This window comes from Streptomyces sp. 2P-4 (assembly GCF_030167965.1).
GTDB lineage: Bacteria > Actinomycetota > Actinomycetes > Streptomycetales > Streptomycetaceae > Streptomyces > Streptomyces globosus_A.
Window position 1 is genome coordinate 4,498,690 of sequence record NZ_CP095011.1, and the last position, 25,977, is coordinate 4,524,666.

Consider the following 25,977-nt stretch of genomic DNA (forward strand, 5'->3'; position numbering starts at 1 on the left):
TGCGCCGGCCCCGTCCGCTGCCCCGTACGGCGGAAGGCCCCGGGCGGCCCTGCGCGGGCCGCCGGCGCCGCGGGATCCGTACCGGGCGGGCCGCGGCCCGCTGACCTCCCGCGGCCGCCGCACCAGGGCCGGCCGCTACGAGCGCCCCGGGGCCGGCTGCCCCGCCGGGCGCAACGCGCCGCTGCGAAGGGCCGCCGCATGGACCTGATCCCCGCACCCCGCACACACTCCTTCCGCCCCGGCGCGCCGCCCTGCCTCCTCGGGCCGCGGCCGTGGCTCGACGCCGGCCCCGGCACCGCCGGCACGGCGCGCTGGCTGCGCCGGGAGCTCGGCGCCGCCACCGGCTGGGACCTGCCCGCGCCGGACGCCGCCGACGCGGGCGGCGCCGGCATCCGGCTGCGCCTCGACCCCGGCCTCGGCGCCCGCCTCGGCCCCGAGGGGTACGCCCTCACCGCCGGCGACGCGGGCGCCGACCTCGCCGGGGCATCCCCCGCCGGGCTGTTCTGGGCCGCGCAGACGCTGCGGCAGCTGCTCGGCCAGGACGCCTACCGCCGCGCCGCGCCCCTCGGCCGCGGCCGCACGTGGAGCCTGCCGCGCGGCACCGTCGAGGACGGCCCCCGCTTCGCGTGGCGCGGGATGATGCTGGACGTGGCCCGGCACTTCACGCCGAAGGACGGCGTGCTGCGCCACCTGGACCTGCTCGCCGCGCACAAGCTCAACGTGCTGCACCTGCACCTGACGGACGACCAGGGCTGGCGCATCGAGATCGCCCGCCACCCGCGGCTGACGGAGGTCGGCGCCTGGCGGCCGCGCAGCCGCCGCGGCCACCGGGCCTCGCCGCTGTGGGACGAGACCCCGCACGGCGGCTTCTACACGCAGGACGACATCCGCGAGATCGTCGCGTACGCGGCCGAGCGGCACGTCGCGGTCGTCCCGGAGATCGACCTGCCGGGCCACTCCCAGGCGGCCATCGCCGCGTATCCGGAGCTGGGCAACACCGACGTCGTCGACACCGCCGTGCTGGGCGTGTGGGACGACTGGGGCGTCAGCGAGAACGTGCTCGCGCCCACCGAGGCCGTCCTGCGGTTCTACGAGGGCGTGTTCGAGGAGGTCCTGGAACTCTTCCCGGCCGAGGTGTCCCCGTTCGTCCACGTGGGCGGCGACGAGTGCCCGAAGGGCCAGTGGCGGGCCTCCCCGGCCGCCCGGCAGCGGATCCGCGAACTCGGCGTGGACGGCGAGGACGGCCTCCAGGCCTGGTTCGTCCGGCACTTCGACCGCTGGCTCGCCGAGCGCGGCCGGCGGCTCATCGGCTGGGACGAGATCCTGGAGGGCGGACTCGCCCCGGGCGCCGCGGTGTCGTCGTGGCGGGGCTATGCGGGCGGGATCGCCGCCGCCCGCGCCGGCCACGACGTGGTGATGTGCCCCGAGCAGTACGTGTACCTGGACCACCGTCAGGCGCCGGGCCCCGACGAGCCGGTGCCGATCGGGTACGTGCGGACCCTGGAGGACGTGTACCGGTTCGAGCCGGTTCCTGCCGAGCTGTCGGGGGAGGCGGCGGCGCGCGTCCTCGGGGCGCAGGCCAACGTGTGGACCGAGGTGATGGAGGACCAGGGGCGGGTCGACTACCAGGTGTTCCCGCGGCTCGCCGCGTTCGCCGAGGCCGTGTGGTCGCCGCTGCCGGGCCCGGCCGAGCGGGACTACGCCGGCTTCGAGGCCCGGATGGCCGCGCACCGGCTGCGGTTGGACGCGATGGGCGTCCGACACCGGCCGCCCGGCGGCCCGTTGCCGTGGCAGCGGCGGCCCGGCGTGCTGGGGCGGCCGCTCGACGGGGAACCCCCGAACGTGTGAGGAGGGCGGCCCGGGGTGCCGTACGGGGTGCAGCGGGCGGCCCGCGCCGGGGGTGTGCGCGGCGCCCCGGGCCGGCGTGCCGGGCGCCGCGGATCCGGGAGGTCGCGGGAGCGTCGGGACTCTCGTGATCTGCGGGACGTGTGGGGAACCGCAGGGGATTCCGGGGCGTCCTACGACCTTGGGTGCCGTCGGGAACTTACCTCCCTTGACGGCGAATTCGGCTCTTCCTCCGCTCTTCCGTTCCTATCGGTTGATACGGGGGAAAACGGGCGGCTCGGGGTCGAGGGGGCACCCGGCCGACCCTCGCGCCGGGCGGGGCGGATGATGTGCCAGAGTTGCCACGTCCCGGCGGTGAGCACGTACCGTACGGCGGACAGGCGTGAGCGCCGGGACCGGGACATCGGGAAGGGGCAGCGGGTTGACCACGCACGCACCGCACACACCTCAGGCGGCGCAGTCCGTGATGCTGCCGGCCTCGCTCGACGAGGCCGTGGCGGCTCTCGCCGCCATGCCCGCCGCCGTGCCGGTCGCCGGGGGCACCGACCTCATGGCCGCCGTCAACGCGGGACTGCTCAGGCCGGCCGGCCTGGTGAGCCTCGGCAGGATCAACGAGATCCGCGGCTGGCAGTACCAGGAGGACGGCCACGCCCTCCTCGGCGCCGGCCTCACCCACGCCCGCATGGGCCGCCCCGACTTCGCCGCGCTGATGCCCGCGCTGGCCGCGGCCGCGCGCGCCGCCGGGCCGCCGCAGATCCGCAACGCCGGCACCCTCGGCGGCAACATCGCCGGCGCCGCGCCGACGGGCGACACGCTGCCCGTCCTGGCCGCGCTGGAGGCCGCCCTCGTCGTCGTCGGCCCGGGCGGCAGCCGGGAGATCCCGGTCTCGTACCTGCTGGCCGGCCGCGAGATGCTGCGGCCCGGCGAGCTGATCGGCTTCGTCCGGGTGCCGCTGCTGCACGCCCCGCAGGTGTTCCTGAAGGCGACCGGGCGGACGGGCCCGGGGCGCGCCGTGGCGTCCGTGGGACTCGTACTGGATCCCGCGCGCCGGGGCGTGCGCATCGCGGTCGGCGCGGTCGCCCCGATGCCGCTGCGGCCGCTGGACGCCGAGCAGTGGGTGGCGTCGCTGATCGACTGGGACGGGGAGCGGCAGCTGGCCCCCGAGGCCCTGGAGGCCTTCGGGGAGTACGTCGCCGCCGCCTGCGTCCCCGACCAGGGGGAACCGGTCGCCCCCGGCGTACTTCACCTGCGGCGGACGGTGGCCGTGCTGGCACGGAGGGCCCTGGGGAGGGCGCTGACCTCATGAGTGGGAACGAGAACGTGAGCGGAACGACGGGCGACCCGGGCGCGGCCGGGCCCGGCTGGGGCTGGGAGCCGGTGCCGCAGGGCGGCGAGTACGACTCGGACGCCACGGCCTTCGTGAGCCTGCCCCCGGACATGCTGGAGGGCCTCGGCTCCGGGGAGCCGCTGGCCGCGCCCGGGCACGGCTACGTGCCCCCGCCGATGATCGTCCCGCTGGGCACCGGCACCGCCGACCCGGCGGCGACGGGGACCTGGTCGATGCCGGTGCAGTGGCCGGAGGCCGACGCGGACCCCGCCGCGGGCGCCGGCGGTGCGCGCGGCGGGGCTCCCGTCGGTGCGCCGATCCCGGCGTCGGTCCCGATCCCGGCGTCGGTCGCCGCGGCGTTCACCGACCCCGGTGCGGGCCACGTCCCCGCCGAGGCGGAGCCGGACGGCGCGGAGGGCGAGGACCCGGCCGAGACCGCGGAGTGGCACTTCCCCGACGCGGTGCGCGCCGCGGAGCCGGTGGCGACCGGCCAGTGGACCCTGCCCGAACTCCACGACGGGACCGGCGAGTTCCACACTGGCGAGTTCCACACCGGCGGGGTCGACGCGGACTTCCGCGGCGCCCCGGCGACCCTGCCGGGCGGCGCCTCCGCCCCCTGGGCGGCCCAGCCCCACCACGAGGCGGCCGCGCCCGCGGACGCCCCGCTCAGCTCGGGCGTCCTGCCGGACGACCGGACCGACGGCACCGGCTCCGGCAGCGGCCGCCGCCGGCTCGGCGGGCCGGGCGTCGGCGGCCCCGCCGGCGCCCCGCGCGTGCTCGGCGGCCCCGGCGTCGGCACCCTCCCCGAAGGGGAGCCCCACGGGGCGGGCCACGGCGCGGGCCACGGAGTGGCGCAGACGGGCGGCCCCACCGACACCCCGGCGGCCGGCACCGCCATGCCGCACACGGCCGCGTACGCGCACGGCCACGACGGCGGCCACGCGCACCCCTACGCCGCCGACCTGTCGGGCCACCCGCACGCGCCCCAGGCGCCCCACCAGACGCCCGCGCACGGCGTGCCGTACGGCCACGGCCACGGCGAGGCGCCGCAGCAGGACGGGACGGGGCAGTACGACGCGCACGGGCAGTACGACGGCCACGACCGCCAGGCCCCGCACGGCGGACCCGCGTCCTACGGGGGCCACGGCCACGGCGAGGCGCACGCCGGGGAGCACGCCGCCGCGGAGTACGCCCCCGCGGGCACTCCCGCCGGGCACGCCGGACCTGACGGCCACGGCCACGGCCTCCACGAGGCGGCCGCGGCGCAGCCCGCGCCCGCCCCTGCCCCCGAGCCGGAGCCGGAGCCTGCCGCCGACGCCGCGGTGCAGCCGACCGCCCCCGACCCGGCGGCGCGGGCCGCAGCGGAGACCGGGGCCGAGGCCGAGACCGGGACCGGGGCCGGGCCCGGGCAGGAGCCCGGCCCGCAGGCCGCCGCGGAATCCGGGCCGGCGGCGCACGGGCACGCCTTCACCGGAGCCGCCCCCGACCCGGCGGCGGATCCGGCCGGCACCGACGGCCGCGGGTTCGCCGCAGCCCCCGCGGCCGAAGCGGGCAGTGCGCCCGTGCCGGTTGCGGACACCGCCGACCCTGCCGCGGCACCGCCGGGTGCGGACACCGGGGAAGGGATCCCGGGCGGGGAGGCCCCGTACGCGGAGGAAACGCCTCCGGCCGTCGCCCACCACGAGCACCCGCTGTCCTCGTACGTGCTGCGCGTCAACGGCGCCGACCGGCCCGTCACCGGCGCCTGGATCGGCGAGTCCCTGCTGTACGTGCTGCGCGAGCGCCTCGGCCTCGCCGGCGCCAAGGACGGCTGCTCCCAGGGCGAGTGCGGGGCCTGCGCCGTGCAGGTCGACGGCCGGCTCGTCGCGTCCTGCCTGGTCCCGGCCGCCACGGCCGCCGGGAGCGAGGTCCGCACCGTCGAGGGGCTCGCCGCGGGCGGGGAACTCTCCGACGTGCAGCAGGCGTTGTGCCGTTCGGGTGCGGTGCAGTGCGGATTCTGCGTACCCGGCATGGCCATGACCATCCATGACCTGCTGGAGGGCAACCACGCCCCCAGCGACCTGGAGACCCGCCAGGCGCTGTGCGGGAACCTGTGCCGCTGCTCCGGCTACAAGGGCGTCCTGGAGGCCGTCCGCGAGGTCGTCGCCGAGCGTGAGGCGGCGGAGGCCGAGGCGGCCGCCGCGCAGGCGCAGGGACAGCAGCAGGCGCAGGCCCAGGGGCAGGGGCAGGCGCAGGCGTACGCCGCCGGGCCGGGGGAGCCGTACATCCCGCACCAGGCCCAGCCGGGCGAAGGCGGCATCCACCCGGGCGGGGGCGCCCACGACGGAGGCGTCCACGGCGGAGGCATCCACAACGGAGGCATGGCGTGAGCGGGCAGGACGCGGCCACGGCGACGTCGACGACGACCGTGACGTTCACCACGACCACCGCGGCAGGCGGCGCCGCCGGCACCCCCGGAGCCGCACCCGGCCCGGGTGCCGAGCAGGCCGCCCCGGCCGTGCCGCGCGGCATCGGCGCATCCGTGCCCGCCGCCGACGCGCGCGCCAAGACCGAGGGCACCTTCCCGTACGCCGCCGACCTGTGGGCCGAGGGCCTCCTGTGGGCCGCCGTGCTGCGCTCCCCGCACGCTCACGCCCGCATCCTGTCCGTCGACACCTCCGCCGCTGAGCGGATGCCCGGCGTCCGCGCCGTCGTCACCCACGCGGACGTCCCCGGCGCCACCACCCACGGGCGGCGCATCGCCGACCGGCCCGTCTTCGCGCACGACGTCGTACGCCACCACGGCGAGCCCATCGCCGCCGTCGCCGCCGACCACCCCGACACGGCCCGCCTCGCGGCCGCCGCGATCACCGTCGAGTACGAGCTCCTCGAAGCGGTCACCGACCCCGAGCAGGCGTTCGCCGCCCCGCCGCTGCACCCCGACGGCAACCTGATCCGGCACATCCCGCTCCGCTACGGCGACCCGGAGGCCGCCGGCGAGGTCGTCGTCGAAGGCCTCTACCGCATCGGCCGCCAGGACCCCGCCCCCATCGGCGCCGAGGCCGGCCTGGCCGTGCCCCGCCCCGACGGCGGCGTCGAGATCTACACCGCCTCCACCGACCCCCACCTCGACCGCGACCTGGCCGCCGCCTGCTTCGGCCTCGAACCCGACCGGGTCCGCATCGTCGTCACCGGCGTGCCCGGCGCGACCGCCGACCGCGAGGACGCCGCGTTCCAGCTCCCGCTCGGCCTGCTCGCCCTGCGGACCGGCTGCCCCGTCAAACTCGCCGCGACCCGCGAGGAATCCTTCCTCGGCCACACCCACCGCCACCCGACGCTGCTGCGCTACCGCCACCACGCCGACGCGGAGGGCCGCCTCGTCAAGGTCGAGGCGCAGATCCTCATGGACGCCGGCGCCTACGCCGACTCCTCCGCCGAATCGCTCGCCGCGGCCGTGGCGTTCGCCTGCGGCCCGTACGTCGTCCCGCACGCCTTCGTCGAAGGCTGGGCCGTACGCACCAACAACCCGCCGTCGGGCCACGTCCGCGGCGAAGGCGCCATGCAGGTGTGCGCCGCGTACGAGGGCCAGATGGACAAGCTGGCCGCCGCCCTCGGCATGGACGGCGCCGAACTGCGGCTGCGCAACGTCCTCGCCACCGGCGACCTGCTGCCCACCGGGCAGACCGTCACCTGCCCCGCTCCGGTCGCGGAACTGCTGCGCGCCGTACGGGACTTCGAGCTGCCGCCGCTGCCTAAGGACACCCCGGAGGAGGAGTGGCTGCTGCCGGGCGGGCCGGAGGGCGCGGGCGAGCCGGGTGCGGTGCGGCGCGGCGTCGGGTACGGCGTCGGCATGGTGCACATGCTCGGCGCGGAAGGCACCGACGAGGTCTCGACGGCGACGGTGAAGGTCGTCGACGGCGTGGCGACCGTCATCTGCGCGGCCGTCGACACCGGCCAGGGCTTCGCGACCCTGGCCCGGCAGATCGTCCAGGAGGTCCTCGGCGTGGAGGAGGTGGCGACGGCCCCCGTCGACACCGACCAGCCGCCGGCCGGCCCCGCCGCGCACGGGCGCCACACGTGGGTGTCGGGCGGCGCGGTGGAGCGGGCCGCGAAGATGGTCCGCACCCAGCTGCTCCAGCCGATGGCCCACAAGCTCGGCATGTCCACGGAGCTCCTCCAGGTCAAGGACGGCCGGATCACGTCGTACGACGGCGCGTTCTCGACGACGGTCGCGGAGGCGATGGCCGGCAAGGAACTGTGGGCGACGGCCCAGTGCCGCCCGCACCCCACGGAGCCGCTGGACGGCGACGGGCAGGGCGACGCGTTCGTCGGCCTCGCCTTCTGTGCGATCCGCGCGGTCGTGGACGTCGACATCGAGCTGGGCACGGTGCGGGTGGTCGAACTGGCGGTCGCGCAGGACGTCGGCTGCGTCCTCAACCCCCGCCAGCTGGAGGCCCGTATCGAGGCGGGCGTCACGCAGGGCGTCGGCGCGGCCCTCACGGAGAACCTCCGCTCCGTCGGCGGCCTGGTCCGCCACCCCGACCTGACGGGCTACGCACTGCCGACGTCGCTGGACGCGCCGACGGTCCGGATCGTCAAGCTGGTCGAGGAGCGCGACGTGGTCGCACCGTTCGGCGCGAAGGCGGCAAGCGCGGTCCCGGTGGTGACGACCCCGGCAGCCGTGGCCTCGGCGGTCCGTGCAGCCACGGGCCGGCCGGTCAACAGACTCCCGATCCGCCCGTCGGCGGCGGTCGCGGCGGCCAACTCCTGACCATGTGACCCGCATTGCACGTGCAACCCGAGGTTGGGGCTGTCGCTGCCGGTCGCTAGAGTGATCGGTAAGCCCTGTGGCACGCCCGCGCGAACGGCAACTCACAGGAGCGAACGGGGTTGGAGAAGCGGCGGCGACGCCGCCCTCCCACGGGGAACGGGTAAACGGGGAGGCCATCGTGGCAGAGGAGTCGGTGTTCAGCGTCTTTGGGCCCGAAATGGCGAAGAGCCAAGCGGCGGCCATCAGGGCGCAGGCCAAGGCCCTTGAGGTCGACTACGAGACGATCAGCGGTTACAAGAAGGTCGTCGACGACCTGCTGACGAAGCTCGGCAACTCGGAGGCATCCGACAAGAAGCTGGCCCACACGACCCTCCCCGAGGGCACTCTGGGCACGGGCTTCGCGGAGGCGGTGGACCTGTTCAGCGCGTACACGACGGTCCAGCAGGAGCTGCAAAACCTCTCGAAGGGCCTGGCGGGGCACATCGAGGCGCTGGGCCTTGCGATCCAGACCGCGGGCAAGGGATTCGCCACGGTGGACGAGGAGACCAAGTACCGCTTGGCGGCGATCGCCAAGCAGGCGAAGGACGCGTACCGCGAGGAGCGGGACCCGCTGGTCAAGGAGAAGAAGGCACAGGACGCCCAGCAGGAGCCGACGGGCGGGCCCACCAAGCCGAAGGGCAAGGTCTGATGGCGACGAACTTCGAGGGGTACACCCACCAGCAGCTGCTGGCCATGGTGAAGACTCTGAACCCAGAGCTGGTAAAGACGCGCAGCGCGCAACTGATCGATGCCGCGAAGGTGATTGACGGGATCGGCACAGCTCTGAGGAAGCACAAGGTCACGGGTTGGGAAGGTAAGGCAGCTCTGGCCTTTGAGCAGTGGGCTCGCCAGGCAGGCAATGCGACCGGAGCTCTGGCCGACTACAGCGAGGCCGCCGGAACGTGGATGCAGCACGCAGCCGGGACGATGATCGAGGTCCGGAACAACATTCCGGCGTACGACGCGCAGGCGGCCAAGAACCTCGAGGTCTCCAAGGATTTCCGCAACGACCCGGACGCGCAGCAGATGGGGCGTGAAGCCCACGCCAAGCTGTCGGGTGACCACGCTAAGGCCATCGATGCCCTGACGAAGCTCGCCCAGTCGTATGAGCAGTCGAAGACGCAGATCGCCAAGCAGCCGATTCCGACGTTCCCCAAGATGCCGGGGGAATTCGTGCCGCAGGGGTACGCGGGCGGTAACGGGTATGTCCAAGGTCCTGGGGGAGTCGGATCGTACGGCGGTGGTGGGAGCGCCACCACCTACGGCCCGTCGTCTCACCGTGAAGGCCCCTCGGGTGACTCGAGCTACACCCCGCGAGTGCCGGATCCTTCCCTGCCGCCGACGACTGGACCTACCCCAGCCCCCGGCCTGCCGGACCGCGACGTAAACGTGGACCTCGATAACGTCGCCGTTCTCCCGGACAAGACGATGCCGCCGGTCACCAACATGCCGCCCACCTCGGGTCCTGGGCCGGTCGCTCCCGGGCCTGTTGGTCCGATGCCGCCGGTGGCACCTCTTCCGCCGGGTACCGGTCCGACGCTGGGCGGCGGAGGCGGTTCGTTCAGCAAGGTCCCGCCCGTGGCGGGTCCTCCCGGCGGCGGCAAGCTCGGCATGCCGCCCCTAATGCCGCGTGACACGGGCATCATCGGCGGCCGCCAGGTGCCCAGCGCGACGGGGCCCACTCCGGGCCTTCCCCGCGGACTCGTGGTCGGCTCCGAGGGAGCACACCCCGGCGCCCGTCCGCCCGCTGGCATGGGGATGCACCCCGGCACGGGCGGAGCACACCCGGGCGTTCCCGGAAGTACCGCGGCTGGCCGTCGACTGGCCATGGAGCCGGGAGGAGTGATCGGCGGCCCCCGCCAGGGGGGCGCGATTCCGCCCGGCATGGTGGGCCGCGCAGCCCCTACCGGGCAGCCGTTTACGCACGGCGGCTCCGGCCTGGTGCGTAATACCCCAACCGGTGAGTCCGCCCGTGGGGCGATAGGGCACGCTGGTGCAGGCGCCCACGTCCCGGGCAGCCGCAACGAGCGCCAGGGCGGAGAGCGTCCCGACTACCTGGCGGAGGATGAAGAGACCTGGCGGAGCAACGACCGTGTCGTTCCGCGAGTGATCGACTGACAGAACGGACGTTGCACGAGATGCGCATGCGCAAGGCGACCTCGGTCCTGGTGGGCCTCCTGCTGGCCGGGGTCGCCGCGACCCCAGCTCACGCGAAGACCATTCGCGATCAGCAATGGCATCTCGACGCCATGAAGGCCGACGACATCTGGAAGATCAGTACGGGCAAAGGCGTTATCGTTGCCGTGATTGACAGTGGGGTTGAGCGGGTCCCCGAGCTTGAGGGCCAAGTCCTGCCCGGCAAGGACTTGGCCACGTCGTACGGCAATGACGAGCGCACTGACTACAACAAACACGGCACCAGCATGGCCGCGATCATCGCTGGTTCAGGCAAGCGGCAGGGCGGCGGGGCATTCGGCCTTGCTCCCGGGGCCAAGATCCTGCCCATTCGTGTCCCTCATGAGGAAGACGCGTTGGCTCCTTCCTGGACGGAGGCCATTCGCTACGCGGCGGATTCGGAGGCGAAGGTCATCAACATCTCGATGGGGATGCCCGATAAGGATGACCCTGCCCGGCTCGACGCCGTCAAGTACGCCCTGTCCAAGGGAAAGTTGATATTCGCGGCAGTGGGCAATGATGGAGATACCACGAACGATGTCAAGTACCCGGCCGCAACGCCCGGCATCGTGGGAGTGGGTGCAGTGGGCCCCGACGGTGCGGCGACGGACGAGTCCCAGCACGGATCGCAGGTAGACCTCACTGCTCCTGGTGTCGACATTGTGTCCGCATGCGCCGGTGGGACAACCCTGTGTAAGGCTCACGGGACGAGCCACGCCACTGCCCTCGCCTCAGCCTCCGCGGCGCTGCTGTGGTCGGCGCACCCGGAATGGACCAACAACCAGGTTCTGCGTGTTCTCTTGAACACCGCTGGGAAGGCCGACGACGGCAAGGAGCGCAACGACTACATCGGCTATGGCGTCGTCCGGCCGAAGGTGGCTCTGCCGACGCCCGGGGATCCCGGGCCCGCCGATGTGTTCCCGCTGCCCGACCTGGCTGCGGCTGACGCGAGGAACTCGCCCGCGCCGTCGGCTGCCGCCAAGGCCCCAGAGTCCCCCGCTCCGCAAGCCGAGGCGAAGGCCGACGGCGTCAGCGGCATGACGTGGATCGCGCTCGGGCTCGGTGCCTGTGTGCTGGTCGGCGGTGCGGTCACGGCGGTGATCGTCCGCCGTCGGAACGGCTGACCGGGGGCGCGTGTGGCGGTAGAGCGGCCCCCGGGGCCGGCGTGGATGCGCCTGGCCCCGGGGCTCCGGGAGAAGCCGTGACCGGATTCGAACCGGCGTATTCCGCTTTGCAGGCGGGTCCCTGAACCACTCGGGCACACGGCCGGGATGTGCTGACACCGACGACCGTACGGGCGGCTCCGTACGCCCCGGAAGGCCCCGGCCCGGGCCGCCATACGACTGTCACACGCCGTTCACGCTCCCCGCCCCCGCCCCCGGCGTAGGACCTCCGGACGAGTCGGGATCCGTCGCCCGGACAGGGGCGAAACCCCGCTTCGCGGCTTACGCTGGGGCGATGAGCGCCCTCGAACCCGGCCTGTCGGAGCCGCAGTCCACCGCACCGGTCCCGCCCCCGCCCGAGGGCGGGATCCTCTCGTCGTCGTACCGGACGCTCAGCGTCGGCATGGTGTCCGTCATCTTCCTCATCGCCTTCGAGGCGACCGCCGTCGGCACCGCCATGCCGGTCGCCGCCCGCGATCTCGACGGGATCGGGCTCTACGCGTTCGCGTTCTCCGCCTACTTCACCACCAGCCTCTTCGGCATGGTCCTCGCCGGCCAGTGGTCCGACCGGCAGGGCCCGCTGCGCCCGCTCGGGCTCGGCATCGGGGCGTTCGCGGCCGGCCTGGTGCTGGCCGGGACGGCGGGCGCGATGTGGGTGTTCGTGCTGGGCCGGGCCGTGCAGGGCTTCGGCGGCGGGCTCGTCATCGTCGCCCTGTACGTGGTGGTGAGCCGGGCCTACGAGGAGCGGCTCCGGCCCGCGATCATGGCGGCGTTCGCGGCGAGCTGGGTCGTCCCGTCGATCGTGGGCCCGCTCGCCGCCGGGACGGTGACGGAGCACCTCGGCTGGCGGTGGGTGTTCCTCGGGATCCCCGTGCTGGTCGTCGTCCCTCTCGCCGTGGCGCTGCCGGCGATCCGGCGGAGCGCTTCGGGGCCCGTCGACCCGCAGGGACCGCCCGCGGCGTTCGACCGGCGGCGGATCCGGCTGGCGCTCGCCATCTCGGTCGGCGCGGGGCTGCTCCAGTACGCCGCCCAGGACCTGCGGTGGCTGTCGCTGCTGCCGGGTGCGGCGGGGGCGGCGCTGCTGGTGCCGGCCGTGCTGGGGCTGCTGCCGCGCGGCACGTACCGGGCGCGGCGCGGGCTGCCGTCGGTGGTGCTGCTGCGCGGGCTGGCGGCGGGTTCGTTCATCGCGGCGGAGAGCTTCGTTCCGCTGATGCTGGTCACACAGCGGGGGCTGAGCCCGACGCTGGCCGGGTTCTCGCTGGCGCTGGGCGGTCTGACCTGGGCGGGCGGGTCGTGGCTGCAGGCCCGCGGCTGGGCCGAGCCGTACCGGGAGCGGCTCATGGTGCTCGGCATGCTGCTGGTGGCGTCCGCTATCGCGGCGGCGCCGGCCGTGCTGGTGCCGTGGGTGCCGGTGTGGTCGCTGGCCCTGGCGTGGGGCGTCGGCTGCCTCGGGATGGGGCTGGTCCTCGGCTCGACGAGCGTGCTGCTGCTGAAGCTGTCGGCGCCGGAGGAGGCCGGGGCGAACTCGGCGGCCCTGCAGATCTCCGACGCCCTCGCGAACGTGGTGCTCCTGGCCGTCGGCGGTGCGGCGTTCGCCGCGCTGGGCGGCGGCTCGGTCGGCGCGGCCGTACACGCGGCCGGCGGGGCGGCGGCCGCGGGGGCCTCGCACCCCGCCGCGTTCGTGGTCGTCTTCCTGCCGATGGCGGCGGTCGCCCTGGTCGGCGCCTGGGTCGCCACCCGGCTGCACGAGCGGCCCGTGCCCGACGCGAAAACCGCCTGACCGGCGGGCCCGCCGTCGCTAGCCTCGGCCCATGGACGACGTGACCATCCGGCTCTCCGCTGCCGAATACGCGGACCTCGCGGACCTCGCCGACGCCACGGCCTCCACGCCCGAGGAGCACGCCCTCGCCGCCGTACGGGCGCATCTGCGCCGGGAGCGGCAGCAGGTCGGCGAGGCGGCGGCCCGGCTCGCCGAGCGGCACGCGCCCCTGCTGAAGCGGCTCGGCGAGTGAGCGCGCCCCGCACGGGCCAGGGCATGCGCGGCACCCGCCACCTCACCGTCGCGGAGGTGCTCGACGTGGCCCGGCACGCCTGCCTGGCCCACGGCCAGCCCGTCGTGCTGCGCAGCCCCCGGCTGCTGGAGTCGGCGGTGCACCGGCCGCGGGCCCGGATGTTCGGGACGCCGGCGTACGAGGACCCGTTCGAGCAGGCCGCGGCGCTGCTGCACGGCCTGGCGAAGAACCACCCGCTGGTCGACGGGAACAAGCGGACGGCCTGGCTCGCGGCGGCGGTCTTCCTCGCCGTGAACGGGATCGACCTCGCCGACGCGGACCAGGACGCCGCGTACGAACTCGTCGTGGACACGGCGAGCGGGACGGCCGACGACGTGCCGCAGATCGCGGCCCGCCTGCGCCGGCTGTGCCCGAGCCTGACGGCCTGACGGCCTGAGCCCGGGCGCCGCCCGAACGGCGAAGCGGTATCCCGCCGAGGCGGGGGCGGAGGTGTCCCTGGGCGGGATCGGTGGCGTGCTGGGGGCTTCCCGGCTGCCCATTGTCGTTCCGGTGCGGGTCGGCTTGTAAAGGGCGCTCCCGCTGGTCGCGTCGCTGCGCGATGGCCCTTCGGGCCACCCTTGACAAGCCGACCTGCACCGGAAAGACAAAGAGCTGCCGGGAAGCCCCCAGGAGGGGGAGCGGCCTGGAGGGACCTCCGCCACCCGCCCGCGTCACGCAGCCCGATCCCTTTCGCAGGGCGCCGCTGATAGCTACGTGGTCCCGGCTGGGTGGCGGCCGCCCGCCGTCCGGGCACCGGGGCGCCGCCGATCGCTGCGTGCCCCGGTTGTGTGGCGGCTGCCCGCCGTCCGAGCGCCAGGCCGCCACTGATCGCCACGTGCTTCCGCGGGGCCGGCGGCCGGCCGCTGTGCCGGGTGCGGTTGATCGCCATATGGCCGTGTCGTGTGTGGTGGCCGGCCATCCACCGCTCGCCGTCGTCCAGTGCGCACGAAATGACGTGCGACGCATCGTTTCCCGCCTTCCCGCCTTCCTGCCTCCCTCCCGGCTTGCTTGCGGCAGCCGCAGTCGCCGTCGTGGGGTGCGCATGTGGCGATCGGTGGCGGCAGGGGTCTCACTCGCCAGCAGTCGCCGTCGTGGGGTGCGCACGTAGCGATCGGTGGCGGCAGGGCCGACTCCGCCTTGGCATGGTGCTTCCGAGGGCCGAGGTGGGCAGTGGCGGCTGCTGGGAACGGCTCGCCATGGCTGGGCCGGAGTCCCGTCCCCCTCCCGTTCCCCCTGGGCTTCCCGACAGTCCTTGCTTTCCGGGGCGGGTCGGTCAAGGGTGGCCCGGAGGGCCATCGCGCAGCGACGCGACGACGAAGGAGGAGCGCCCTTGAGGGACCGGCCCGCCCCGGAAACGATCGGACTGCGCGGGACGCCCGCCCGCGCCTCCCCGTACCCTCGGCTACTCCGCCGCCATCCCGCGCAGCACCGGTGCGCCTTTCACCCCGGCCCCTCCGGCCCCCGCCTTTTGGCCAACCCCGCAGGAGCCCCCCGCTCCCTCCGATGTGACGCTCGCCGCACCGCCCGAGGTCACGGCCCCGTCCCACCGGCGGGGGTTCGCCGACCCCGGTAGGGTGGCCCGGTTGTCCTTCGAACGACCGCCGCCGAGAGCCCGAACCGGAGACCGTGACTACTACCGCCTCCCACCACCTCTCACCCGCCTTCCCCGGCCGTGCGCCGTGGGGTACCGCCAGCAAGCTGCGTGCCTGGCAGCAGGGCGCGCTGGACAAGTACATCCAGACCCAGCCGCGTGACTTCCTCGCCGTCGCCACCCCCGGCGCCGGCAAGACCACCTTCGCGCTCACCCTCGCCTCCTGGCTGCTGCACCACCACGTCGTGCAGCAGGTGACGGTGGTCGCGCCGACCGAGCACCTGAAGAAGCAGTGGGCGGAGGCCGCCGCCCGCATAGGCATCCGGCTGGACCCCGAGTACTCGGCGGGCCCGCTGAGCCGCGAGTACCACGGTGTCGCCGTCACCTACGCGGGTGTCGGCGTACGGCCGATGCTGCACCGCAACCGCTGCGAGCAGCGCAAGACCCTCGTGATCCTCGACGAGATCCACCACGCCGGCGACTCGAAGTCCTGGGGCGAGGCCTGCCTGGAGGCGTTCGACCCGGCGACGCGCCGCCTGGCCCTGACCGGGACGCCGTTCCGCTCGGACACCAACCCGATCCCGTTCGTCACGTACGAGGAGGGCAACGACGGCATCCGCCGCTCCGCCGCCGACTACACGTACGGCTACGGCAACGCGCTGGGCGACGGCGTCGTCCGGCCGGTCATCTTCCTCTCGTACAGCGGCAACATGCGCTGGCGCACCAAGGCCGGCGACGAGCTGGAGGCCCGCCTCGGCGAGCCGATGACGAAGGACGCGATCAGCCAGGCCTGGCGGACCGCGCTCGACCCGCGCGGCGACTGGATGCCGAACGTGCTGCGGGCCGCCGACCGGCGGCTGTCGGAGGTCCGCAAGAGCATCCCCGACGCGGGCGGCCTCGTCATCGCCTCCGACCAGGACTCGGCCCGCGCGTACGCCAAGCTGATCCGGGAGATCACCGGTACGAAGGCGACGCTCGTGCTGTCCGACGACGCCGGCGCCTCGAAGCACATCGACACCTTCAGCGGAAACGACGACCGGTGGATGGTCGCCGTCCGGATGGTGTCCGAAGGCGTCGACGTCCCCCGCCTCGCCGTGGGCGTGTACGCGACGACGATCTCGACGCCGCTGTTCTTCGCGCAGGCCGTCGGCCGCTTCGTGCGTTCGCGCAGGCGCGGCGAGACCGCCTCCGTGTTCCTTCCGACGATCCCCTACCTGCTCGGCTTCGCCAACGAGATGGAGGTCGAGCGCGACCACGTACTCGACCGGCCGAAGAAGGCGGGCGAGGACGCCGACCCGTACGCCGAGTCCGAGAAGGAGATGGCGGAGGCCAACCGGCAGGAGGACGAGGACACCGGCGAGGACGAGCAGATGTCCTTCGAGGCGCTGGAGTCCGACGCCGTCTTCGACCGGGTCCTGTACGACGGCGCCGAGTTCGGCATGCAGGCCCACCCGGGCAGCGAGGAGGAGCAGGACTACCTCGGCATCCCGGGGCTGCTGGAGCCGGAGCAGGTGCAGCTGCTGCTGCAGAAGCGGCAGTCGCGGCAGATCGCGCACAGCCGGCGCCGCCCGGACGCGGAGGCGGACCTGCTGGAGCTGCCGGCGGAGCGCCGGCCCGTCGTCTCGCACAAGGAGCTGCTGGAGCTGCGCCGGTCGCTGAACACGATGGTCGGCGCGTACGTCCACCAGAGCGGCAAGCCGCACGGGGTGATCCACACCGAGCTGCGCCGCGTGTGCGGCGGCCCGCCGAGCGCGGAGGCGACGGCCGGGCAGCTGAAGGAGCGGATCAAGAAGGTCCAGGAGTGGGCCACCCGGATGCGGTGACCCCCCCCCGCGGGGGCGGTGGTCCTCCCGCGCGGCGGGGCGGGCCGGTGCAGAGCTTCGTACGGGGCTGCGCCGGTCCGCCCCGCCGCCGTTTCGACAGGCGGCCGGTTGTCGCCCAACTCGTGGGATGCGACGGGGGTTCCGGGGCGCATGGGGCGCATTCCCGGACCGGAAGCGGTCGTGAACCGACACAAAAGACCCGTTCGTGCCCGGATTCTGGACGAGGACTTCCGCTGAGCGGACCCGCTCGCTACTGTCCCCGCATCGAAACGCCCCGTGGCAGCGCCGCCGCGGGAGCGCAGCCGGTGCCATGGCCGCTACCGGCGGCCTCTCCGTGCGTCGCCGTGGGACCGGCGCCGCTCAACCGAAGAGAGTCACCGCCGCTCACCAACGAGGGAGGGGCGTCGTGACCGCGGAAACCTCACAGACTCTCGACCGGGGGCTCCGAGTCCTCAAGCTGCTCGCGGACACCGACCACGGTCTGACCGTCACCGAGCTCTCCAACCGCCTCGGTGTCAACCGCACCGTGGTCTACCGCCTGTTGGCGACGCTCGAACAGCACGCCCTGGTCCGCCGCGACCTCGGCGGCCGGGCCCGCGTCGGGCTCGGAGTGCTGCGGCTGGGCCGGCAGGTCCACCCGCTCGTACGGGAGGCCGCGCTGCCGGCGCTGCGGTCCCTCGCCGAGGACATCGGCGCCACGGCACACCTGACGCTCGTCGACGGGACGGAGGCGCTGGCCGTCGCCGTCGTGGAGCCCACCTGGACCGACTACCACGTGGCCTACCGGGCCGGCTTCCGGCATCCGCTGGACCGGGGGGCCGCCGGCCGGGCGATACTCGCGGCCCGCCAGGGCACCCTCATCGAGCCCGGGTACACGCTGACGCACGGCGAGCTGGAGGCGGGCGCGAGCGGCGCCGCCGCCCCGCTGACGGGCGTCACCGGACTGGAGGGCAGCGTCGGCGTGGTCATGCTCTCGGACGCCGTGCCCGAGCGGGTGGGCCCGCGGGTCGTGGACGCGGCCCGCGAGGTCGCCGACGCCCTGCGCTGACGGCCGGGGCGGGCGCAGGGAGCCCCGCCTGCGCCGGCCTCCGGCCATTGCCCCGCCCGGCCGGCGGGGGCGGGCCCGGCGGGCCCGATAGATTGGCCGGGTGCTCTCCGTCCTCTCACGCCTCTCGCGTCCCGCCGCCCTGGCCGTCTGCGCCGTGCCCGTGCTCGGCCTGTTCGCCGTGGCGGCCCTGGCACCGCTGCCGTTCGTGATCGCCCAGCCCGGGCTCACGGCCGACGTGCTGGGCGACCGCGACGGAAAGCCCGTGATCACCGTCAGCGGCGCTCCGACCCGGCCGACCAGGGGCGAGCTGCGCATGACCACGATCCAGGCGACCGGGCCGTCGGCGGTGGTCCGCCTGCCGCAGCTCCTGGACGACTGGTTCGACGGCAGCCGGTCGGTGCTGCCGAAGGAGGCCGTCTACCCCTCCGGCGGCAGCGACGAGGAGATCGAGGCGCACAACCTGAAGCAGATGACCGCCTCGCAGACGAACGCGACCTCGGCGGCCCTCGGCTACCTGCGCCTCGACCCGAAGGACGTCAAGGTCGACCTCAACCTGGCGGACGTCGGCGGCCCGTCCGCCGGCCTGCTCTTCTCCCTCGGCATCATCGACAAGCTCGACGGCGACGGCAGCGGCGGCGACCTGACGGGCGGCCGCAGCGTCGCCGGGACGGGCACGATCAGTGCGGACGGCCGGGTCGGCCCGGTCGGCGGGGTGGCCCTCAAGACGCAGGCGGCCCGCCGGGACGGCGCGAGCGTTTTCCTCGTACCGCAGGCGGAGTGCGCGGACGCGAAGGCCGAGGCGCCGGAGGGGCTGCGGCTCGTCCCCGTCAGCTCCCTGAAGGGCGCGGTGGAGTCGCTGCGCTCGCTGAACCGGGGCGAGGAGCCCCCGTCCTGCTGACGGCGCCGGCCGACTCGTCCTCCCCGCCCGGCGGCAGGGTGCGCTCCATGGACCGCCAGGACGGGAAGGCCAGCGGGGAGAGCGTGGCCAGCAGGTAGACCCCGCCGAACGCGAGCAGCGCGGTGGGCGCGCCGTACGCGGCGGCCAGCAGGCCCGCGGCGAGGCCGCCCATCGGCATCGCCAGCTCGCAGCCGGCGGTGCCGACGCCGGCGACCCGGCTGCGCAGCTCCTCGGGGACCTTCTCGTACATCACGGTCGTCAGCACCGGGTTGAGCATGCCGGCGCCGAGTCCGGCGAGCGCCATCGTCACGGCGAGCGGCAGCGCGGTGTCGGTGAGGGCGGCGACGGCGTAGCGGGGCGCGCCGCAGAGGAGGAACGCGGCGGCGAAGACGGTGCGGCGGGGGAACCGCTCGCCCCAGGCCCCGTAGAGGAGGGCGCCGAGGAGCGCGGAGCCGCCGAAGAGGGACATGAGCAGGCCGACGGCGGTGGCGCCGCCGAGGTCGTCGCGGCCGTCGACGGGCAGCAGGACGGAGGCCCAGCCCTGGTCGAGGCCGTTGGTCGCCATGACCATCACGGTGATGCCGAGCAGCAGCCGGGACCGGGTCAGGAAGGCCCAGCCCTCGGCGAGTTCGGCCCGGTAGCGGGCGAACGACGCCTCGCCCGAGCGGGGTTGGGGGTCCGCGGCGGGGATGCCGCGGACCAGCGCGGCGACGAGCAGTGCGGAGGCGGCGTAGGTGGCGGCGTCCACCAGCAGGACGGCCTCCGCGCCGAGGGCCGCGATGAGGACGCCGGCCGCGGCGGCCCCGACCATGCGGGCACCGCGCGAGGCGGCGTCGTAGAGGCTCGCGGCGCGGATGACGGTGGTCCCGGCGTGCTCGGCGAGGTTGGGCAGGAGGACGCTGCGGGCGGTCAGGCCCGGGGTGTGCACGAGGCCGGTGACGGCCATCAGCGCGCACAGCATCCAGAACTCCAGCAGGTGTGCGTGGTGCAGCAGCGGGATCGCGGCGACGGCGAGCGCGCACACGAGGTCGGAGGCGGCGGAGATGCGGCGGCGGCCGATCCGGTCGATGACGGGACCGCCGGCGAGGGCGGCGACGACGACGGGCAGGGTGGCGCAGAAGGCGACGACGCCGGCCCGTCCGGCGCTGCCGGTGGTCTGCAGCACGAACCAGGGGACGCCGATCAGGGTCAGCGAACTCCCGGCGGTGGAGACGGTGTTGGCGGCGAGGACGGCCGCGAGGGGGCGCCTGCTCATCAGGCGGGCCGGGTGGGGAGGCGGGCGGCCTCGACGGGCTCCAGCAGTCGGGTGCCGGCCTGTACGAGGGCCTCGCCGAGGCGGGCGCGCAGGGCGGGTGCGAGGGGTGTGCGGGGGCGGGCCGCCCCGCGGGCGAGGTGTGCGGCGGCGGCCGCGGCGGCGAGTTCGGCGGTGCGGGCGGCGTGGGCGCGGGTGGCGAGGCCGGCGGCGATCTCGGTATGAACGAAGGTGTGCATGACAAATCTCCCTCTGTGGGGTGGGAAGGCGCGGGGGAGGGTGCGGCGGACCGCGGCACGGCAGGGCGGGCAGTCGCGGCGCCGGGGCGGTGGCGGGATGCGGTCGGCGGCGCCGGTGCGGCGCCGCCGGGCGGGGCTATCCGGCCGAGCGGCGCGGGAGCATGTGCGTGTGGACGCGTACGGTCTCGGTGTCCGCGGATTGCGGTGCGTCCCGGTAGGACTCGACCAGGTCGTGCATCCGGGCCACGAGTTCGGCCGCCTGCTCGGGGGTGAGCCGGAGGGTGAAGTCGCTGATGTCCGAGCTGCGGCGCCACTGCGGGGACCAGGTGTGGGCGTTGCCCAGGAAGGTGCCGACCTCCTGCGTGTGGATCGTCGCGACCTCGTGCAGGAAGAGGTCGGCGGCGCCCCGGGTGGCGGGGTCCTCGTCGTACAGGAGCTGCTCGTCGAAGACGGTGCCGTCGTGCGCCGCCTGCCACCAGCGCTCGCGCCCCCTGCCGCGGCCCGGGGCGTCCTCGACGAACCCGTGCGCGGCGAGCTGGCGCAGGTGGTAGCTGGTGGCGCCGCTGGACTCGCCGAGCCGCTCGGCCAGCCCGGAGGCGGTCGCCGGCCCGTCCTGGCGCAGGGCGCCCAGCAGGCGGATGCGCAGAGGGTGGGCGAGGCCGCGCAGGGAGCGGGCGTCGAGGGTGCGGTTCTGGAGCTGGGGGGCCTCGGGCTTCTCGGGCATGCCCCCACCCTAAGCATGCAAAGAAACCTGTGCAAGGATTTCTTTGCAACGTTCTCTTTGGAGGCTTTGCCTCCGGATTCAGCCCTCCTGCGCCGCCTGCTCCACCAGCGGGATCACCCGCAGCGGTACCGGGTTCTCCATCACGATCGCCGTCGACGCCCGCACGATCCCCTCGAAGCCCACCACCTTGTCGATCACCCGCTGGAGGTCGGCGTTCGAGCGGGCCACCAGCCGGCACAGCATGTCCCCGTGACCGGTCGTCGTGTGCAGCTCCAGCACCTCCGGCACCCCGCCCAGGTGCGCCCGTACGTCGGCACCCTGCCCCTGCTTGATCTCCAGCGTGGCGAACGCCGTCACCGGGTAGCCCAGCGCCGCCGGGTCGACCTGCGGGCCGAAGCCGCGGATCACCCCGCTCGACTGGAGCCGGTCCAGCCGCGCCTGCACCGTGCCCCGCGCCACGCCCAGCCGGCGCGAGGCCTCCAGTACGCCGATCCGCGGCTCGCGGGCCAGCAGCACGATGAGGCGGCCGTCGAGTCCGTCGATGCCCATGACCCGTCCCTGTCTGCTCGGTACTGCGCGGGAGTGGTCATCCTGCACAGATGTCTCAGCCATGCTGCGCCATAGCTGGGCAATGTGTACAGCAGATCAGGAAACTATTGCGCAGCTTGTGGATCGGCGGGACTCTGCGCTCATGACTGAGTCTTTGGTGAACCTGGAAACCACCCCGCACACCGCGCGAGAGGCGGACCCCTTCCCGGTGAAGGGCATGGACGCGGTCGTCTTCGCCGTCGGCAACGCCAAGCAGGCCGCGCACTACTACTCCACCGCGTTCGGCATGAAGGTCGTCGCCTACTCCGGACCGGAGAACGGCGTCCGCGAGACGGCGAGCTACGTCCTCACCAACGGCTCCGCGCGCTTCGTGCTGACCTCGGTCATCAAGGCGAGCACGGACCGCGGCCGCTTCATCGCCGAGCACGTCGCCGAGCACGGCGACGGCGTCATCGACCTGGCGATCGAGGTCCCCGACGTCCGCGCCGCCTACGCCTACGCCGTCGAGCAGGGCGCCCGCGGCCTCGACGAGCCGTACGAGGTCTCCGACGAGCACGGCACGGTCGTCCTCGCCGCCATCGCCACCTACGGCCAGACCCGCCACACCCTGGTCGAGCGCAAGGCCTACACCGGGCCGTACCTGCCCGGCTACGTCGCCGTCGACCCGATGGTCGAGCCGCCGGCCAAGCGCACCTTCCAGGCCATCGACCACTGCGTCGGCAACGTCGAACTCGGCCGCATGAACGAGTGGGTCGGCTTCTACAACAAGGTCATGGGCTTCACGAACATGAAGGAGTTCGTGGGCGACGACATCGCGACCGAGTACTCGGCCCTGATGTCGAAGGTCGTCGCGGACGGCACCCTCAAGGTGAAGTTCCCGATCAACGAGCCGGCGATCGCGAAGAAGAAGTCGCAGATCGACGAGTACCTGGAGTTCTACAACGGCCCGGGCGTCCAGCACATCGCCCTCGCCTCGAACGACATCGTGGCCACGGTCCGCTCGATGCGCGCCGCCGGCGTGCAGTTCCTCGACACCCCGGACTCGTACTACGACACCCTCGGCGAGTGGGTCGGCGACACCCGCGTCCCGATCGAGACCCTGCGCGAGCTGAAGATCCTCGCCGACCGCGACGAGGACGGCTACCTGCTGCAGATCTTCACCAAGCCGGTGCAGGACCGCCCGACCGTCTTCTTCGAGATCATCGAGCGGCACGGCTCGATGGGCTTCGGCAAGGGCAACTTCAAGGCCCTCTTCGAGGCGATCGAGCGCGAGCAGGCCAAGCGCGGCAACCTCTGACCGCACCGCACCGCACCGCACCGCACCGCGCCCGCACACCGGACGCGCTCCCGGCAGGCCCCGGCCTGCCGGGAGCGCGCCGCGCAGGGCCGGCTACGGCTTCGCGGCGGCCGACGCCGAAGGCGAGCCCGACGGAGACGGCGAAGGCTTCGGCTCCGCCCCGGGCCTGGCGGCCCCGGGCTTCGGCGTCGGCGTCGGCTTGCGCACCGGCTCCGGCAGCTCCGGCGCCACCCACGGCGTCGGCGGCCGCAGGTTCTCCGGTCCGCCCGGCGGGGGCTCGCCGACCGCCGCCAGCGCCTGCTTCGCGAGCGGCGCCCGCACCGGCGAGAACACCGGGTTCGTCCGCAGTGCCTCCTCCAGGTGCCGCCGCGCCGAGGCGCCGTCCCCCAGGGCCTGCTCGACGATCCCGCGGTGGTAGGCGAAGTCCGCGCTGCGCAAACCCGGTTCCGTCGCCTTCTTCGCGTACTCCAGGGCCCCCTCGTCGTCGCCCGCCCGGTGCAGCGCCCACCCCAGCGCATCCGCCACCTGCATGCTCTTGTGCCGCGACCACTCCGCCGTCAGCCGCCGCACCGCGTCCGCCGGGTCCCCGTGGTCCGCCTCGAACAGCCCCAGCACCACCTGGTCCTCCGCCGCCCGGACCGACCCGCGGGACGCCGCCGCCTGCAGCACCGCGTACGCCTCCTTCGCCTCGTCGTCCCGCCCCAGCGACTCCAGCAGCTCGCCCAGCTCCAGCGCGAGGCGCGGCGCCGAGCCCCGCCCCAGCGCCATCCGGTAGTCCCGCACCGCCTCCCCGCTGCGGCCCAGCCCGGCCAGCGCCCTGGCCCGGCCGCCCAGCGCGTCCGCCCGGCCCGGATCCGCCCGCAGGGCCGCCTCGAACTGGCGCAGCGCCGCCGCCGCCTCACCCCGCTCCCACGCCAGCTCCCCGAGCCGGTACATCACGTACGCCTTCTCCGCCGGGGTCTTCGCCGCCCCCGCCGCGTGCTCCATCGACAGCGCCGCGTCCTCGCGCCAACCCCGGTCCCGGTAGACCTGCGAGGCCCGCATGAACGCCGCCAGCCCCGGCCGCAGCTCCACCAGCCGCTCCATCGCCTGCTGCGCGGCCTTGTAGTCGCCCAGGCCCGTGTACGCGTCCACCAGCACCGGGTACGCCGTCCACCGCTGCGGGGCCTGCGCCCGCACCAGCTCGCCCCACCGCTTCCCCGTCCCGAAGTCCCCCCGGGCATTGGCCAGCGCGCCCATGCCCGTCATCGCGTCGTGGTTGCCCTTCTCCGCGGGCCGCAGCTCCAGCGACCGCTTCAGCGCCTTCTCCGCCTTCGGGAACCAAGCCGGGTCCGCGCTGCGGCGCGCCTGCTCCAGGTACGCCGACCCGAGCACCGACCACGCCCCGTCGTCCCGCGGATGCGATCCGAGCCACTGCTCCCGGTCCGCGATCAGCGCCGACAGGTCGACCGCCGCCGCCGGCGCGCCCCTGCCGACCGCCGACGCGGCCCGCTGCGTCGGCCCCGGCGGCCGGGCGTCGTCGCCCTGGCCGGCCGGCCGGACCAGCAGCGCCCCGGCGATGAGGACCACCGCGACCGCGGCGGCCACGAGCGTCTTGCGTCCGGTGAAGGCCGCGTACGGCGCGTCCTGCCGCGCTTCGTTGTCGATACGGTCCATGCGCTCACTGTGCGTCAATATGAAGAGCATGCCGCCGTGCCCGGAGCCGCGCGCGGCCGTGTTCACACCGATGGGTGCGGATGCCACGCTGGGCGCATGGATCCCAAGGACCACGACGAGCGCACCGCACGGCTGCACACGGCGCTCCTCGCAGGACTCCCCGCCGAGGCCCTCGCCACCGACCCCGACGTGACCGCCTCCTACGCCGCCGACATGGCCGCCTTCTGCCCGGCCGGCACCCCGGCCGCCCTGGTCCTGCCCCGCACCGCGGAGCAGGTGCAGCACGTCATGCGCACCGCCACCGCCCTACGCGTCCCCGTCGTCCCCCAGGGCGCCCGCACCGGACTCTCCGGCGGCGCCAACGCCACCGACGGCTGCATCCTGCTCTCCCTCGTGAAGATGGACCGCATCCTGGAGATCAACACCGTCGACCGCACCGCCGTCGTCGAACCGGGCGTCGTCAACGCCGTGCTCTCCCGGGCCGTCGCCGAAAAGGGCCTCACCTACCCGCCCGACCCCTCCAGCTGGGAGCAGTGCACCATCGGCGGCAACATCGGCACCGGCTCCGGCGGCCTGTGCTGCGTCAAGTACGGCACCACCGCCGAGTACGTCCTCGGCCTCGATGTCGTCCTCGCCGACGGCCGGCTCCTGCGCACGGGCCGCACCACCGCCAAGGGCGTCGCCGGATACGACCTCACCCGCCTCTTCGTCGGCTCCGAGGGCAGCCTCGGCATCGTCGTCCGCGCCATCCTCGCGCTGCGTCCCGCACCGCCCCGGCAGCTCGTGCTCGCCGCCGAGTTCCCCTCCGCGGCGGCCGCCTGCGCCGCCGTCTGCGCCGTCATGGAGGCCGGCCTGACCCCGTCCCTGCTGGAGCTGATGGACGGCACCACCGTGCGGGCCGTCAACGCCCTGGGCCGGATGGGGCTCCCCGAGACCACCGAGGCGCTCCTCCTCGCCGCCTTCGACACCCCGGACGCCCCCGAGGAGCTCGCCGAGACCGGCCGGCTCTGCACTGCCGCCGGCGCCACCGCCGTCGTACCCGCCGAGGACGAGGCGGAGTCCGAACTGCTGCTCCAGGCGCGCCGGATGTCCCTGCCCGCCCTCGACGCCCTCCGCCCCGCGACGATGATCGACGACGTGTGCGTCCCCCGCTCGCGGCTCGCCGACATGCTGGACGGCACCGCCGCCATCGCCCGCGCCCACGACCTGGTCGTGGGGGTCTGCGCCCACGCCGGCGACGGCAACACCCACCCCGTGGTCTGCTTCGACCCCGCGGACGAGGACGAGGCGCGCCGCGCCAGGGCGTCCTTCGACGAGATCATGGCGCTCGGGCTGTCCCTGGGCGGCACGATCACCGGGGAGCACGGGGTCGGCGTCCTGAAGCGGGAATGGCTGGCGCGGGAACTCGGGCCGGTGGGCGTCGACGTGCAGCAGGCGGTCAAGAAGGCCTTCGATCCGCTCGGCCTGCTCAACCCCGGAAAGCTCTTCTGACTCCGGGCGGGGCCCCGCGCCCCCGGTGCGTATGAGGTACAGGTGGCGGGCGGGGCGCC

At 74.5% G+C, this 25,977-nt stretch carries 20 protein-coding genes and 1 tRNA gene; 15 read left to right on the forward strand and 6 right to left on the reverse strand.

Translation table 11 applies throughout. From position 1 onward, the window contains the following. Positions 1-198: 198 nt before the first annotated feature. The 7 genes from MUK52_RS19845 (at position 199) to mycP (ending at position 11,260) form a co-directional block, all read left to right on the forward strand. Positions 199-1,848 (forward strand): beta-N-acetylhexosaminidase, encoded by a 1,650-nt coding sequence (locus MUK52_RS19845; protein ID WP_284578800.1) that lies wholly within the window; start codon positions 199-201, stop codon positions 1,846-1,848. Between the two features lie 418 nt (positions 1,849-2,266). Then, on the forward strand, positions 2,267-3,151 hold the full coding sequence (locus MUK52_RS19850) for an FAD binding domain-containing protein (protein WP_114057729.1): 885 nt from the start codon (positions 2,267-2,269) through the stop codon (positions 3,149-3,151). Between the two features lie 14 nt (positions 3,152-3,165). Further along, the gene (locus tag MUK52_RS19855) at positions 3,166-5,541 is read left to right on the forward strand and encodes a (2Fe-2S)-binding protein (RefSeq protein ID WP_284578802.1); all 2,376 of its coding nucleotides are present in this window, start codon (positions 3,166-3,168) and stop codon (positions 5,539-5,541) included. Then, positions 5,538-7,922, forward strand: a complete 2,385-nt coding sequence (locus tag MUK52_RS19860; protein ID WP_472914149.1) for a xanthine dehydrogenase family protein molybdopterin-binding subunit — start codon at positions 5,538-5,540, stop codon at positions 7,920-7,922. The genes MUK52_RS19855 and MUK52_RS19860 overlap by 4 nt, the downstream gene beginning before the upstream one ends. Positions 7,923-8,139: 217 nt before the next feature. After that, a complete protein-coding gene (locus tag MUK52_RS19865; RefSeq protein ID WP_284578805.1) occupies positions 8,140-8,610 on the forward strand; it encodes a DUF2563 family protein in 471 nt (156 codons plus the stop codon). Continuing rightward, positions 8,610-10,079: a WXG100 family type VII secretion target gene (locus MUK52_RS19870; RefSeq protein WP_284578807.1), complete on the forward strand. Its 1,470-nt coding sequence runs from the start codon at positions 8,610-8,612 to the stop codon at positions 10,077-10,079. Before MUK52_RS19865 ends, MUK52_RS19870 begins: the two co-directional genes overlap by 1 nt. A 20-nt stretch (positions 10,080-10,099) precedes the next feature. Continuing rightward, a complete protein-coding gene (gene mycP, locus MUK52_RS19875) occupies positions 10,100-11,260 on the forward strand; it encodes a type VII secretion-associated serine protease mycosin (protein ID WP_284578809.1) in 1,161 nt (386 codons plus the stop codon). A gap of 72 nt (positions 11,261-11,332) precedes the next feature. On the opposite strand, the gene MUK52_RS19880 is transcribed toward mycP, so the two are convergent. Further along, positions 11,333-11,404, reverse strand: a tRNA-Cys gene (locus tag MUK52_RS19880). A gap of 190 nt (positions 11,405-11,594) precedes the next feature. Here MUK52_RS19880 and MUK52_RS19885 point away from each other — a divergent pair. The 6 genes from MUK52_RS19885 (at position 11,595) to MUK52_RS19910 (ending at position 18,710) form a co-directional block, all read left to right on the forward strand. Next, the gene (locus MUK52_RS19885) at positions 11,595-13,079 is read left to right on the forward strand and encodes an MFS transporter (protein ID WP_284578811.1); all 1,485 of its coding nucleotides are present in this window, start codon (positions 11,595-11,597) and stop codon (positions 13,077-13,079) included. A gap of 31 nt (positions 13,080-13,110) precedes the next feature. After that, positions 13,111-13,311: a hypothetical protein gene (locus MUK52_RS19890; RefSeq protein ID WP_114057725.1), complete on the forward strand. Its 201-nt coding sequence runs from the start codon at positions 13,111-13,113 to the stop codon at positions 13,309-13,311. Between the two features lie 23 nt (positions 13,312-13,334). After that, entirely contained in the window at positions 13,335-13,739 is a 405-nt protein-coding gene (locus tag MUK52_RS19895; RefSeq protein ID WP_284581736.1) for a type II toxin-antitoxin system death-on-curing family toxin, read from the forward strand. Between the two features lie 1,237 nt (positions 13,740-14,976). Beyond that, entirely contained in the window at positions 14,977-16,764 is a 1,788-nt protein-coding gene (locus MUK52_RS19900) for a DEAD/DEAH box helicase (RefSeq protein ID WP_114057724.1), read from the forward strand. Between the two features lie 406 nt (positions 16,765-17,170). Continuing rightward, entirely contained in the window at positions 17,171-17,812 is a 642-nt protein-coding gene (locus MUK52_RS19905; protein WP_114057723.1) for an IclR family transcriptional regulator, read from the forward strand. A 100-nt stretch (positions 17,813-17,912) separates the two neighbouring features. Further along, positions 17,913-18,710, forward strand: a complete 798-nt coding sequence (locus tag MUK52_RS19910; RefSeq protein WP_246042705.1) for a YlbL family protein — start codon at positions 17,913-17,915, stop codon at positions 18,708-18,710. On the opposite strand, the gene MUK52_RS19915 is transcribed toward MUK52_RS19910, so the two are convergent. The 4 genes from MUK52_RS19915 to MUK52_RS19930 form a co-directional block, all read right to left on the reverse strand. Further along, complete coding sequence (locus MUK52_RS19915; RefSeq protein WP_114057722.1) at positions 18,640-19,965, reverse strand: MFS transporter; 1,326 nt, start codon at positions 19,963-19,965, stop codon at positions 18,640-18,642. The genes MUK52_RS19910 and MUK52_RS19915 overlap by 71 nt on opposite strands. Further along, the gene (locus MUK52_RS19920; RefSeq protein WP_284578817.1) at positions 19,965-20,201 is read right to left on the reverse strand and encodes a hypothetical protein; all 237 of its coding nucleotides are present in this window, start codon (positions 20,199-20,201) and stop codon (positions 19,965-19,967) included. The genes MUK52_RS19915 and MUK52_RS19920 overlap by 1 nt, the downstream gene beginning before the upstream one ends. A 136-nt stretch (positions 20,202-20,337) precedes the next feature. Beyond that, positions 20,338-20,925, reverse strand: a complete 588-nt coding sequence (locus MUK52_RS19925; protein WP_114057720.1) for an ArsR/SmtB family transcription factor — start codon at positions 20,923-20,925, stop codon at positions 20,338-20,340. A 78-nt stretch (positions 20,926-21,003) separates the two neighbouring features. After that, a complete protein-coding gene (locus tag MUK52_RS19930) occupies positions 21,004-21,474 on the reverse strand; it encodes an Lrp/AsnC family transcriptional regulator (protein WP_114057719.1) in 471 nt (156 codons plus the stop codon). A 142-nt stretch (positions 21,475-21,616) separates the two neighbouring features. On the opposite strand from MUK52_RS19930, the gene hppD reads away from it, so the two are divergent. Beyond that, positions 21,617-22,771, forward strand: coding sequence for a 4-hydroxyphenylpyruvate dioxygenase (hppD, locus tag MUK52_RS19935; RefSeq protein WP_114057718.1), 1,155 nt, complete (start codon positions 21,617-21,619; stop codon positions 22,769-22,771). A gap of 93 nt (positions 22,772-22,864) precedes the next feature. Here hppD and MUK52_RS19940 read toward each other — a convergent pair whose 3' ends face one another. Further along, on the reverse strand, positions 22,865-24,427 hold the full coding sequence (locus MUK52_RS19940; protein ID WP_284578820.1) for a tetratricopeptide repeat protein: 1,563 nt from the start codon (positions 24,425-24,427) through the stop codon (positions 22,865-22,867). Positions 24,428-24,523: 96 nt separating this feature from the next. Here MUK52_RS19940 and MUK52_RS19945 point away from each other — a divergent pair, with 96 nt between their 5' ends. After that, complete coding sequence (locus MUK52_RS19945; protein ID WP_284578822.1) at positions 24,524-25,918, forward strand: FAD-binding oxidoreductase; 1,395 nt, start codon at positions 24,524-24,526, stop codon at positions 25,916-25,918. Positions 25,919-25,977 lie beyond the last annotated feature (59 nt).

What these genes read in the sequence shown, in the direction of transcription:
- MUK52_RS19845 (WP_284578800.1), top strand. Translation starts at nt 199, where the DNA reads ATGGACCTGATCCCCGCACCCCGCACACACTCCTTCCGCCCCGGCGCG.
- MUK52_RS19865 (WP_284578805.1), top strand. Translation starts at nt 8,140, where the DNA reads ATGGCGAAGAGCCAAGCGGCGGCCATCAGGGCGCAGGCCAAGGCCCTT.
- MUK52_RS19870 (WP_284578807.1), top strand. Translation starts at nt 8,610, where the DNA reads ATGGCGACGAACTTCGAGGGGTACACCCACCAGCAGCTGCTGGCCATG.
- mycP (WP_284578809.1), top strand. Translation starts at nt 10,100, where the DNA reads ATGCGCATGCGCAAGGCGACCTCGGTCCTGGTGGGCCTCCTGCTGGCC.
- MUK52_RS19885 (WP_284578811.1), top strand. Translation starts at nt 11,595, where the DNA reads ATGAGCGCCCTCGAACCCGGCCTGTCGGAGCCGCAGTCCACCGCACCG.
- MUK52_RS19890 (WP_114057725.1), top strand. Translation starts at nt 13,111, where the DNA reads ATGGACGACGTGACCATCCGGCTCTCCGCTGCCGAATACGCGGACCTC.
- MUK52_RS19895 (WP_284581736.1), top strand. Translation starts at nt 13,335, where the DNA reads ATGCGCGGCACCCGCCACCTCACCGTCGCGGAGGTGCTCGACGTGGCC.
- MUK52_RS19915 (WP_114057722.1), bottom strand. Translation starts at nt 19,965, where the DNA reads ATGAGCAGGCGCCCCCTCGCGGCCGTCCTCGCCGCCAACACCGTCTCC.
- MUK52_RS19920 (WP_284578817.1), bottom strand. Translation starts at nt 20,201, where the DNA reads ATGCACACCTTCGTTCATACCGAGATCGCCGCCGGCCTCGCCACCCGC.
- MUK52_RS19925 (WP_114057720.1), bottom strand. Translation starts at nt 20,925, where the DNA reads ATGCCCGAGAAGCCCGAGGCCCCCCAGCTCCAGAACCGCACCCTCGAC.
- MUK52_RS19930 (WP_114057719.1), bottom strand. Translation starts at nt 21,474, where the DNA reads ATGGGCATCGACGGACTCGACGGCCGCCTCATCGTGCTGCTGGCCCGC.
- hppD (WP_114057718.1), top strand. Translation starts at nt 21,617, where the DNA reads ATGACTGAGTCTTTGGTGAACCTGGAAACCACCCCGCACACCGCGCGA.
- MUK52_RS19940 (WP_284578820.1), bottom strand. Translation starts at nt 24,427, where the DNA reads ATGGACCGTATCGACAACGAAGCGCGGCAGGACGCGCCGTACGCGGCC.
- MUK52_RS19945 (WP_284578822.1), top strand. Translation starts at nt 24,524, where the DNA reads ATGGATCCCAAGGACCACGACGAGCGCACCGCACGGCTGCACACGGCG.